The 12,318-nt window shown below is 26.5% G+C and carries 10 protein-coding genes; 2 read left to right on the forward strand and 8 right to left on the reverse strand.

The features are described 5' to 3' along the window. Positions 1 to 519: 519 nt before the first annotated feature. The 5 genes from Q1J60_RS12695 to glmS all read right to left on the reverse strand — a co-directional run bounded on the left by Q1J60_RS12695 (position 520) and on the right by glmS (position 5,234). Complete coding sequence (locus Q1J60_RS12695; RefSeq protein ID WP_300262957.1) at positions 520 to 2,214, reverse strand: M3 family oligoendopeptidase; 1,695 nt, start codon at positions 2,212 to 2,214, stop codon at positions 520 to 522. A gap of 95 nt (positions 2,215 to 2,309) precedes the next feature. Further along, positions 2,310 to 2,633 carry a 5-formyltetrahydrofolate cyclo-ligase gene (locus Q1J60_RS12700; RefSeq protein WP_300262960.1) on the reverse strand — a complete coding sequence of 108 codons (324 nt, stop codon included), beginning with the start codon at positions 2,631 to 2,633 and terminating at the stop codon, positions 2,310 to 2,312. A gap of 11 nt (positions 2,634 to 2,644) precedes the next feature. Further along, the gene (locus Q1J60_RS12705) at positions 2,645 to 2,887 is read right to left on the reverse strand and encodes a 5-formyltetrahydrofolate cyclo-ligase (RefSeq protein ID WP_300262963.1); all 243 of its coding nucleotides are present in this window, start codon (positions 2,885 to 2,887) and stop codon (positions 2,645 to 2,647) included. Between the two features lie 324 nt (positions 2,888 to 3,211). After that, on the reverse strand, positions 3,212 to 3,382 hold the full coding sequence (locus Q1J60_RS12710) for a hypothetical protein (protein ID WP_300262966.1): 171 nt from the start codon (positions 3,380 to 3,382) through the stop codon (positions 3,212 to 3,214). 19 nt (positions 3,383 to 3,401) lie between these two features. Then, on the reverse strand, positions 3,402 to 5,234 hold the full coding sequence (glmS, locus tag Q1J60_RS12715) for a glutamine--fructose-6-phosphate transaminase (isomerizing) (RefSeq protein WP_300262969.1): 1,833 nt from the start codon (positions 5,232 to 5,234) through the stop codon (positions 3,402 to 3,404). Positions 5,235 to 6,012: 778 nt separating this feature from the next. Between glmS and Q1J60_RS12720 the strand changes: the two genes are divergently transcribed. Next, a complete protein-coding gene (locus Q1J60_RS12720; RefSeq protein ID WP_300262972.1) occupies positions 6,013 to 6,537 on the forward strand; it encodes a ferritin family protein in 525 nt (174 codons plus the stop codon). Between the two features lie 198 nt (positions 6,538 to 6,735). On the opposite strand, the gene glmM is transcribed toward Q1J60_RS12720, so the two are convergent. Further along, positions 6,736 to 8,082, reverse strand: coding sequence for a phosphoglucosamine mutase (glmM, locus tag Q1J60_RS12725; protein ID WP_300262975.1), 1,347 nt, complete (start codon positions 8,080 to 8,082; stop codon positions 6,736 to 6,738). Positions 8,083 to 8,545: 463 nt separating this feature from the next. Between glmM and Q1J60_RS12730 the strand changes: the two genes are divergently transcribed. Next, a complete protein-coding gene (locus Q1J60_RS12730) occupies positions 8,546 to 9,838 on the forward strand; it encodes a DUF349 domain-containing protein (protein ID WP_300262978.1) in 1,293 nt (430 codons plus the stop codon). A gap of 246 nt (positions 9,839 to 10,084) precedes the next feature. On the opposite strand, the gene Q1J60_RS12735 is transcribed toward Q1J60_RS12730, so the two are convergent. Next, positions 10,085 to 11,488, reverse strand: a complete 1,404-nt coding sequence (locus Q1J60_RS12735; RefSeq protein WP_300262980.1) for a HAMP domain-containing sensor histidine kinase — start codon at positions 11,486 to 11,488, stop codon at positions 10,085 to 10,087. Then, positions 11,469 to 12,161, reverse strand: coding sequence for a response regulator (locus Q1J60_RS12740; protein WP_300262982.1), 693 nt, complete (start codon positions 12,159 to 12,161; stop codon positions 11,469 to 11,471). The genes Q1J60_RS12735 and Q1J60_RS12740 overlap by 20 nt, the downstream gene beginning before the upstream one ends. Positions 12,162 to 12,318 lie beyond the last annotated feature (157 nt).

Consider the following 12,318-nt stretch of genomic DNA (forward strand, 5'->3'; position numbering starts at 1 on the left):
TATTAGCAAAAACATTCACTAAAGAAAAGCTAAAAAAAATTAAAGTAATTACACTTAATTTATTAAAAAACTTTTTCATTTCTCCTCCTTATATAATAAATTTAGATTAATAAAGTTAATATTTATATTTTTTAATATTAAATATTAATAAATATAAATTGTCATTAAAGCATTAAAAAAAATAATATCATATTATAAATAAATTTAAAATATCCATTATCATGTTAATAATAATTAATATGTTTTTAAATTTAAACTTTTATGAAAGTTTAAATGAAGTTTTAAATATTCAAAACAAATAAGTATTAATATTACTTATTTTGATTTTAATAGTATATTTTTTGAAAAATATTTTCAAAAAAAGAGAAAATAACTTTAATATTTGAAAAAATATATTTTGTGAATATTTTATGAATTTTACATCAAGTTATTGATTATACAACATATAATTATAAAAAAACTTGGAAGTGTTCCTATGAATTTCATAGGAACACTTCCAAGTTCCTTTTATTTATAAAACTAAAATTTACTGTCATCTATGCTTTCTAAGTATTCATCAACTACTTCAACTACACTTTCAACACATCCATTTTCAAATGGTGATTTTAAATTAGCATATTTTAATAAGCCTAGGAATGTTTTAGTTCCACCTATGTTACATAAATTTAAATAATCTTCCCATGCTTTTTCATGATTTTCTCTATCTTTTTTCCAGAATTGAAGTGCACATATTTGCGCTAAAGTATAATCAATGTAATAAAATGGTGATAAGAATATATGATTTTGTTGAAACCACCAACCACCTCTTTCTAAGAAATCACATTCATCATAGTTTTTATGTGGAAGGTATTTTTTCTCTATCCTTCTCCACTCATCTTTTCTTTCCTTTGGTGTAGCTTCTGGATTTTCATATACAAAGTGTTGGAATTCATCCACTGTTACTCCATAAGGAATAAATTTAATTGCATCTCCTAGATGATAGAATTTATATTTGTCTGTATCCTCTTTAAAGAATAGATACATCCAAGGCCAAGTAAAGAATTCCATACTCATTGAATGTATTTCACAGCTTTCCATAGTTGGCCATTGACACTCTTGCATTTCTATCCAAGAACTTCTAAAGTTTTGGAATGCATGTCCAGCCTCATGAGTTAATACATCTACATCCCCAGCTGTTCCATTAAAGTTTGAAAATATAAATGGAGCTTTATAGTTAGGGAAGTTTGTACAATATCCTCCAGCTGCCTTCCCTTTCTTAGCTACTAAGTCCATTAAATCATTATCAACCATAAAATCAAAGAATTCCTTAGTTTCCTTTGAAAGCTCTGAATACATCACCTTTGCATTTTCAACTATCCACTTTGAATCTCCCTTAGGAGTTGGATTACCACTTAGAAATTCAAATTTTTCATCATAATATTTTAAAGTTTCAAGTCCTAATCTCTTAGACTGTCTTTCATATAATTTATTATTTATAGGCACTATATATTTTTCAACTTGTTTTCTGAAATTTTCAACCATTTCATTATTATAGTCATACCTTTTCATTCTTACATAGCCTAATTCAACAAAGTTATTAAAACCAAGTTTTTTAGCTATTTTTGTTCTTACTTTTACAAGTTTATCAAAAATACCATCTATTTCATCTTCATGCTTAACAAAGAAATTGTATTTAGCCTCTGATGCTTTTTTTCTAACTTCTCTATCTTCTGATGTAACAAAAGGAACTAATTGAGCCAATGTTCTTTCTTCTCCATCAAATTCAATTTTAGCTGAAGCAATAAGTTTTTGATATTGACTTCCTAATTTATTTTCAAGTTGCATATCCTCTATTACTTCTTTTGAAAAACTTTTTTGAGAATACTCCGCACCCTTTATCATAGTTTCACCATAATAATAACCTATTTCATTTTTGAAAGGTGAACTTAATAATGCTTTATAAAATTCATTGTTAATCTCTTCAATAAGAGGAGAATTTTCATCCCAAAAATCACTTTCTTCATTATAAAATTCATCTTCAGTATTTATTGTATGTCTAACTTCTGATAAAGCCATCATAGTTGATGTATTATTTCTTATCTTATTTATTTTTTCTATTACTTCTTTAGCTCTATCAAAATTTTCAACTTTTTCTAACTCTTTTATAAGAGATCTAATATCTTCTTTATCTTTTTCAACATTAGGTCTTTCATATTTAAAATCTTCAAATTTCATAATTGACTACACCTCACAATTATATTTTATATAATTCTGACACAATTAAAATTTATTATCAACAAAGTAAAATTATTAAAAATATTATTTTACTATTATGATTTTTTTAAACCAATAATTTTTTCCTCACTTATTATTAAGTCAACCTTCTCATCAAAAAACTCATGTGGAATCTCATCAAAGACTTGAAAATCATAGCATAAAGCAACTCTCTTACTATTAGGATATTTTCTTAAAAATCTATCGTAAAATCCTCCTCCATACCCTAATCTATTTCCCTTTAAATCAAATGCTAAACCAGGTACTATAATTAAATCAACTTCCTTACTTATATCTTCACACTCAATGCTTGGTTCTAATATTCCAAAGGCACCACTTTCATTTAATTGAAGTAAAGACTCTATTTTAAAAGCCTTCATTTGTCTTTCTCTTAAACTAACAGGAATAACTTTAGGAACTGCAACTTTTTATCTGAATCTAATAACTCTTTTATTATTTTAGATGTATTTACTTCAGAATCCATATTTACATATATAAATACAACCTTACTATTTTTATATATATCACTTTCAAAAAGAGTTTTTATTATTTTTTCATCAGCCATTAACTTAGTATTTTTATCCATACGTTCTCTTTTTAACTTAATTTCATTTCTTAACTCTCCCTTATCCATATGAAATTCCTCCTCATAGATTTTTAATAATTTTACCATATATTGTATTTAAGTACTATATAAATACACTTAATATTCTCTTTACCTAAATTCATAATAATAATAATAAATTATATTTTTCTATAAAAAAATAAGTGCATAGTATATATTTATACACTATGCACAAAGCTATTAAATTATTTTCTCGCTACTATTGTAAAAATACTTTTTCTACTTTTCCTTCTTCTAAGTATTTTGAGTGAGAAACTTCTTTATCATCTAATGAAGTATAAAAGTAATCCCCACACATATACATAAGATTAAACTTTTAAGCTAATTTTTATATTAAATTCTTTCAGCAGCAATTGCCATTTCTAAATCTCTTATTATTACATTTACTATATCTAACTTCCCTTTAGCATAGTCTTTGTCTTCTAACCAGTTTAATCCTGTTTCAAGACACTTTTTAGTTTCCTTATACTCTGCTAATAATTTTAATAAACTCTCATTATTCATATTCAAAATCCCCCTTTTTTTATTCAACAGTTACTGATTTAGCTAAGTTACGTGGTTTATCAACATCAAATCCTTTAGCTTTAGCTACGTAGTATGAGAATAATTGTAATGGTACAACACTTAAAACTGGTGATAATAAGCTTAATGTTTCTGGTATTTCTATTAATCCTTTAAACATTTTTCTCTTACTTTCTTCCATGTCACCTTTGAAGCAAACACCTAAAACATTAGCTCCTCTTGTAACAACTTCTTGAACATTACTTATCATTTTATCTATAAGCTCTCTTTGAGTTAGTAATGATATTACTGGGATATCTTTTTCTATAAGAGCTATTGGTCCATGTTTAAGTTCTCCACCTGCATAAGCCTCTGAGTGAATGTAAGAAATCTCTTTAAGTTTTAATGATCCTTCCATTGCAACTCCATAATCCATACCTCTTCCTAAGAAATATAAATCTTTTTCTGTAGATGCTTTAACTGCAAACTCTTTTATTAAATCTGTATTTTTAAGGATCTCTTCAACTTTTTCTGGTAATTCAAGCATTGCTTTTTTGATTTCCTCAATTTCTTCTACGGATTTGCTTCCTTTTAACTCAGCAAAGTGTAATGCTAATGTGTACATAGCAATTAATTGAGTTACATATGCTTTTGTTGATGCAACAGCTATCTCTGGACCAGCCCATGTGTATAATACATCATTAGCTTCTCTTGAAACTGAACTTCCTACTACGTTAGTTACAGCTAACACTCTTGCACCCTTTGCTTGACCATCTCTTAAAACTGCTAAAGTATCTGCAGTTTCTCCTGATTGACTTAATACTATTATTAAAGTTTTATCTGTAATAATAGCATCTCTATATCTAAATTCTGAAGCTATATCAACTTCTACTGGTATTCTAACTAACTTTTCTATAGCATACTTTCCAATAACTCCAGCATGGTAAGCTGTTCCACAAGCAACTATATATACTCTATCAACATTATCTAAATATTCTTTAGTTATTGATATATCATCTAAAGTTACTTCTTTTCCTTCCATGATTCTTGATGTCATTGTATCTTTTATGGCTTTTGGTTGCTCGTTAATTTCTTTTAACATGAAATCTTCATATCCACCTTTTTCAGCAGCATCAACATTCCATGTTATATGATAAACTTCTTTTTCCACTGGATTTTTTTCTTCATCAAAAAGAGTAACTCCATCATTTGTTAATACTACAAACTCTTTATCTTCTAAAAGATAAACTTCTCTTGTATGATTTAAAACAGCTGGTATATCAGAAGCTATGAAATATTCTCTTTCTCCTAATCCAACTATTAGTGGACTATCTTTTCTTACAGCTACTAATTTTTCTGGCTCATCATTGCATATAACTCCAATAGCATATGAACCTTCCATGTGTTTAGTAGCTTCCATAACAGCATCTAATAAATCTCCCTTGTAGTAGAAATCTACTAAATTTGGAATAACTTCTGTATCTGTTTCTGATTTAAATTCGTATCCTTTTTCCATTAACCAGTTTCTTAGTTCATTGTAATTTTCAATGATTCCATTGTGAACTACAGCTATTGTTCCTTTATTATTTAAATGAGGATGTGAGTTAACATCTGATGGTTCTCCATGTGTAGCCCATCTAGTATGTCCTATTCCGATTCCACCCTCTATTGGATTTTCATTTAATATTCCTTCTAAGTTTGCTAATCTTCCTTTATGCTTTTCAGCCTTTATCTTATTTTCCTCTAAAACTGCAACTCCTGCTGAGTCATATCCTCTATATTCTAATTTTGATAATCCTTCAACTAATATATCTGTTGCCTTTTTTTGTCCTACGTATCCAACTATTCCGCACATATTTTTTCTTCCTTCCATTTTGTAAAATTATATTCTAAATTTCAAAATAAGCTTTATATAACTTCTTAATACATAGAAGGTCTCAAACACCTGATTGACTTTGTCCTTAAAATCACTTTTAAGCTTTAACCAATCTTTTACGGTAGTGCTTTACCGTGGGGCATCCGCCGAAAATTCGATACTCCCCAACCTCGTCAACTTAATTTTATTAATAATCTTTAAACTCTACTAAAGTTAAATCACTTGTTAGTCTATCAATAAAACTTTAAGTTCTGGCGCTTTAATCCATTATTTTGAAAGTTAATATATTCTATGCATCATCTTTCTAAAAAGCTACAAACTTATTCTAACACTTTTTTTTAAAATTTCAACCTTTTAAAGTTCATTTTTATTCATTTTTAGTTATTTTTATCTATTTTCAAGAAATATTTTAAATTATCTGTCTATACATCTATATTTCTCTTATTTAATATATCAATGTATAGTTGTATAGACATCTATAGAATTTAATTTTTGAATAAACTTTTAAATTCTATATTACAAAAGAAATTTCTATATTTATTTCTTTCATTTTTAACTTTAAAGTATAATTTATATCTAAATATTTTTAATTATTTAAAATTTCTAAGCATAAAAGAACTCACTTATATATAGTAGATAATATTATATTTTACTTACTTATAAAAAATTAAATTTCTTATATATCATACTTTAATTAGTTACTTTTCATAAGGAAAATCATATTATAAATACTATAAAAATAATTTAGGAGATTTTTATGAGCTATACTACAAAAAAGCAACCTCAAGGAAAAGCTTTAGATATAAAAGGATTTTTGAGGGAAGCTTTAATCTCAGAAATAGTTGCCATCAATGGCTACAGTAAACATATAGACGAAATTGCTTTAGTGGAAGTAAAAGAATTGCTACATCATATAATGGAAGATGAAAAAAGACACTACGGCCAATTTTTAGAAGCTCTTAGAAGATATGATAAAGAAGAATTTGAAGTATATGTAGAAGCAGTAGATCATGTCAAAATAAAAGACAAACCTTTAAAGAAAACATATCACGAAAATAAAAAATTAACTGCTTATAGTATTTTAAATAAACTAAGAGATGATATTAAAGGAGAATACGAGGCGGTATTACTCTATGATGATTTAATAAGTAAAATAGAAGATAAATCTCTTGTTAAAATGATAAAAGATATAGCTAAGGAGGAAAAAGAACACGCAGAAGAACTTACTCTTGCTTTAATAAGACTTGATTCAGATAAATATGGGCCAATTGAAGAAAATTAATATTAAATTTTGATACATCAAAATTTAATATATTATTTTTTATATTAATACCACTTTTAATAATCATAAACAAGAATATTTTAAATTATAAAAAAGCTATAAATAACATGAAGATTTGAGAATATAGACTTATCATGTATTTATAGCTTTTATAATTTTACAGTTTTATATAATTTTTTATATCTTAAATATAATATATTAATTACATTTTGCTTCTATCATTCTTGCTAAGTTATGAGCCATTTCATCTATTTCATCTTGATTTTCACCCTCAAGCATAACTCTTACTAATGGTTCTGTGCCTGATGGTCTTATTAATACTCTTCCGCAACCATCTAAAGCAACTTCCATCTTTTTGATTTCAGCTATTATTTCTTCATCTTCTTCATGAATGTTTTTCATATTATTAGGTACTTTTGCGTTAACTAAAACTTGTGGCAATACCTTCATTATATTTTTTAATTCAAATAAAGATTTTCCAGTTCTCTTAACTATGCTAGCTACTTGAAGTGCAGTAACAAGTCCATCTCCTGTTGAATTATGCTCTAAGAATATGATATGACCTGATTGTTCTCCACCTAAAGAATATCCTTTAGCTAACATTTCTTCTAATACATATCTATCTCCAACTTTTGTAACTGCAGTGTTTATTTTTTCATTCTTACAAGCTATCATTAGTCCTAAATTACTCATTACAGTTACAACTAAAGTATCGTCCTTTAATCTACCTAATTCTTTTAAGTATTTAGCACATATTGTTAAGATAAAATCTCCGTCAACTAAATTTCCTTGCTCATCAACAGCTAAGCATCTATCAGCATCTCCGTCAAAAGCAAATCCCATATGACATTTTTTATTAATAACATATTCCATTAATCCTTCTGGATGAGTTGATCCACAATTTTCATTTATATTAGTTCCATCTGGATTATCATTTATTACAAATATTTCTGCTCCTAATTCTCTAAAAGCTCTAATAGCAGCTTCATGAGATGCACCATTTGCACAGTCTAAAGCTATTCTTAATCCTTCTAAAGATACTCCTATTGTATCTTTAGCAAAGCTTATATAATCTTCTAAAGCAGCTTTTTCTATTATTTCTCTTCCTAAATTAGCCCCTGTTGGTGAAGGTACATTTTCAAAACCACTTTCTATAACTCTTTGTATTTCATCTTCTAAATCATCTGATAATTTATATCCCTTATCATCAAAGAATTTTATTCCATTATATTCAACCGGATTGTGTGAAGCTGATATCATAACTCCAGCATCTGCTCCATATACTCTTGTTAAGTGAGCTACTGCTGGTGTTGGAACTACACCTAAGCATACTGCTTCTGCTCCAACTGATAATATACCTGCAACTAAAGCAGACTCTAGCATATCTCCTGATATTCTAGTATCTTTTGCTACTAATATCTTAGGTTTATGCGTTCCCTCTGTTAAAACATAAGCTCCAGCTCTACCTAAGTTATATGCTAATTCTGCTGTTAATTCAGTATTTGCTATTCCTCTAACTCCATCTGTTCCAAATAATCTTGACAATTTATGTCACCCCTCTAATTAATTTATATTATACTTAATTAAAATACTTGTAATTTTGCTACTTAATTAATACTTTTTACACTTTCAAAGAATACTGTATGTAATGCTGTTTGTCAAATATTAGTTAATAAAATTTAATTTTTCTCTGTTTCATAATCATTTTTTATGTTACCACATGAATAAAATATATTTATTACTAAAATATTATTTTTAGCTTATTTTAATTAACATTCTTTTCACTAATTATTACTTAGATTTATTTATATTAATATAATATATCAGCAATATTAGCATATACTTGAAATTATAAAGGTAATAAATTTATGTCTATTTAAACATTTAAAAATATTATGTTTATATATATCATACATAAATATTAATGAAAACATTTTAATTATAGACATAAATCTAGTTACGCCTTAAAATATTAATTGAGTTATATAAAAGAAAGGGGATAATTTACATGACAACTAACGAATCTAATTACATAGATCAAAATAAAAATCCTATAGAAACTGAAGATTTTGCTAAAGCTTTAGCTGCTGAAGAAGAAAACTCTTGTAAGAGAAAAAAAGAAGTAATTGAAAAAATAAGAAGTTTAGCAAAAAGTGCTCAAAATTGGAAAGAAGCTAATAAAGAATTCAATGCTCTTCTTGAAGAGTTTAACAATATTTATTACTATGACCAAGAAACTGAGAATATTCTAAAAAATGAATTAAGAGAAGCTAAAAATGAATTCTATACTGCTAGAAAAAATTTCTTTGAAAAAGCAAATGAAGGCTTCAAAGAAAATGCTGAAAAGAAAGAAGACGTTATAAAAAGACTTGAAGCTTTAATATATACAAATGATATAAAAGCTGGAGACATGTTAGCTAAATCTTTATCTGAAGAATTCTATGCTTTAGGTTTTGCAGGTAAAGAAATAAATACTGAGTTATTCAATAGATTTAAAAAAGCTAGAAGTGCAGCACAAGAAACTAGAAAAGCTGCTATAGAAGGCTTAAGAGAAGAATTTGGAAATAAAGCTGATAGGAAAAGAGAAATTATCTCAGAGCTTAAATCTTTAGTTAATAATGAAAATTGGAAAGAAGCTACTGAAAAATTCAATGCTCTTTGTGATGAATTCAAGAGCATAGGTTTCTCTGGAAAAGAAGGAAATGAAGAAATTTCTCTAGGATATAAAGAAGCTAAAGATGCTTTCTTTGCTAAGAGACAAGAATTTTTTGATACCATAAAAGCTGAGAACAAAGTTAATATAGAAAAAAGAAAAGCTCTTATAGAAGACTTAAAGAAACTATATGAAAATGATAGTTGGAAGGAAGCTTCTGCTAAAGTTAAAGAAATAAGTGATGAATTCTTTAAAATAGGATTCTGTGGAAAAGAAGAAAATGAAAAACTTATAAATGAGTTTAAAGAAATAAGAGATGGTTTCTATGCTGCTAGACAAGAATATTTTGATAATATAAATGCTACTAGAGCTAATAAACAAAAAGATTTCTTAAATTCTTTACTAAAAAATAAAGATGAGTTCGTTAAAAAGCTAAAAAAATATATTAACCAAGATGAAGAAAGACTTGCTGACTTTACTAATAGATTATTTAATGTTAGACCTGGAAACAACTCTTTAGAAACTATTGAAAAATATCAAGAAATAGTTGAAGATATCAAAGGTAGAATTGAAAGCAATAAAGCTAAAGTTAAAGAAGTTCAAAATGAAATGAATGAAATAAGAAATGAACTAAACAATTTAAAATAAAAATATATATGAGAATATAGGAAAATATATTTTGTATATTATTTCCTAAATTATTAACTTATAAATATTTAAAACCCTTTGAGTAGATTTAAGAAAAGTACCTTTTTAAAATCTACTTAAAGGGTATATATTTTTGCTCAATCATTTCACTTTAACTATTAACTTAAAATCAAATGTTTTATAAGTATTTTTATTATTTAGATAATATAGTATTTTAAGTAAGTAAAAGTTCACTACAAAAAATAATCATAAAGATTCCTTAGGTAATATTATGATAAACTTACTTCCCTCACCTAATTTACTTTCCAATTTAACCTCTCCTCCATGAGAAGATACTATTGATTTAACTATAGTTAATCCTATACCTGTTCCTCCAGTTGCTCTAGTTCTTGACTTATCTGCCCTATAAAATCTTTCAAATACATATTTTAGATCATCTTCTGAAATACCTATGCCTTGATCTTCTATAGATATTATAACCTTGTTGTCTTTTAATTTCTCTTTTATAAAAATAGTACTTTCTTCATTTGAATACCTAATAGCATTTGAAAGAATATTTATTAAAGCCTGTGTTATTTTATCCTTATCACAATATAAATTAATATTATTCTTCTCATATTGTATCTTTATACTTTTACTCTTTGCTAAATTAGAAAATTGAAATATTACAAAGCAAATTATATCACTTATGTTTGTATTATCTTTTTTTAATTTAATTGAAGCTTCATCATATTTATTTAATTTTTGCATATCACTTACTAAAGCTGTTAACCTTTCAGCTTCTTCTTTAACACTTAATAGTCTTTGTTCTGTCGGTTCCCATATTCCATCTATCATTGCCTCTAAATGGGATTGTATATTGGTCAAAGGAGTCTTTAATTCATGAGAAATATCACCAGTAAGTCTTTTTCTTATATTCTCTTGATCTTTTATACTCTGTGAAAGATTATTTATAGAATTTATCAAATCATTTATCTCTAAAATATCTGTATCTATCTCAATTTTCCTGTCATAATCTCCTTTAGAGATGTACTTTGCCTTTGTCATTAGCTTATTTATTGGTCTTGTTATAGATCTTGAGATTATAAAACCTACAATTGTAGATGCTAGAATAAGTAATCCCCCAATACCTAATATTACCTTATTTACTATATCTAAAAAAACTAATTCATTCTGCATATAAAATATAGGCCCATAAAATTTAACTCTAACCTCTCCAATTTTTTCTCCATTCTTTATTAAAGGATAATACACAGGTTCAAATTGACTTGTTGTAGAGCCATATTTTCCTTCCATAGAACTTTTTATAAAATTCATAACTCTATTACATTTATCCTTAGAATTTTTTTCTATATTCATTATTTCTTTGTCTTCTTTATCATATAAAGCAACTATAATTCCTTTATCTAAAGAATCATAAGTTATTTTCTCTATATTCTTATAATTCCACTCATTGTCAGAATATTGTTCACTTAGCTCCATCAAAATATTTTGTACTATATTCTGATTTTTAATCATAATATAGTCACCAAATTTTTTATCAAAATAAAACTTAGATATGACCATAGTAAGTAAAGTAACAATTATTATAATAACTATGGATGGAACTATGACTTTAAAATTTAAATTTTTATATTTTCTTCCCTTCAAATTTATATCCCACCCCATATACAGTTACTATGAACTTAGGTTTTCTAGTGTTTTCTTCTATTTTACCTCTTAAATTTTTTATATGAGAATCTATAACTCTATCAAAACTGTCACTTTTATCTCCTAATACTAGATCTATTATTTCTTCCCTAGTAAATATTTTCTTTGGATATCTACTCAAACAAAGAAGTATATTAAACTCTGTTGATGTAAGAGTTATTAATTCGTCTCTAATCCACACTTCTCTTGTATCTACATTGATTTTTAACTCTCCATTATCAAAGACTAAAATATCATTTCCCTCATTAGGACATGGCGTACTTCTTCTAATAATGGCTTTTATTCTAGCAATAAGCTGTTTAACACTAAAAGGTTTTGTAACATAATCATCAGCTCCAATATCGAATCCTTCTAATAAATCCTCTTCCTCAGTCTTAGCTGTTATCATTATTATTGGAATGCAACTCTTTGCTCTAATAACCTTGCAGACCTCTTCTCCACTTAAATCTGGAAGCATAAGATCTAAAAGAATCAAATCTATTTTATTGTTATCAAATATTTTTAAAGCCTCTTCTCCATTACTACAAGAAAAAACATTGAAACCTTCTTTTTTCAAATAAGCTTCTAATACTTCAATAATTTTTTCTTCATCATCAACTAATAATATATTCAAACTTTCCACCTCTTATAAATAATTAGAATTTTCATTAGTTATATTTATAACTAAAAACTATATAAATAATATGTAGAATTATAAGCTTGTACAATAAAATAAATAAATTTATTTAAAAGGAAGACTAAATCATATAGTCTTCCTTCTAAATTAGTAA

Source organism: Clostridium sp. (genome assembly GCF_029258205.1).
Taxonomy (GTDB): domain Bacteria; phylum Bacillota; class Clostridia; order Clostridiales; family Clostridiaceae; genus Sarcina.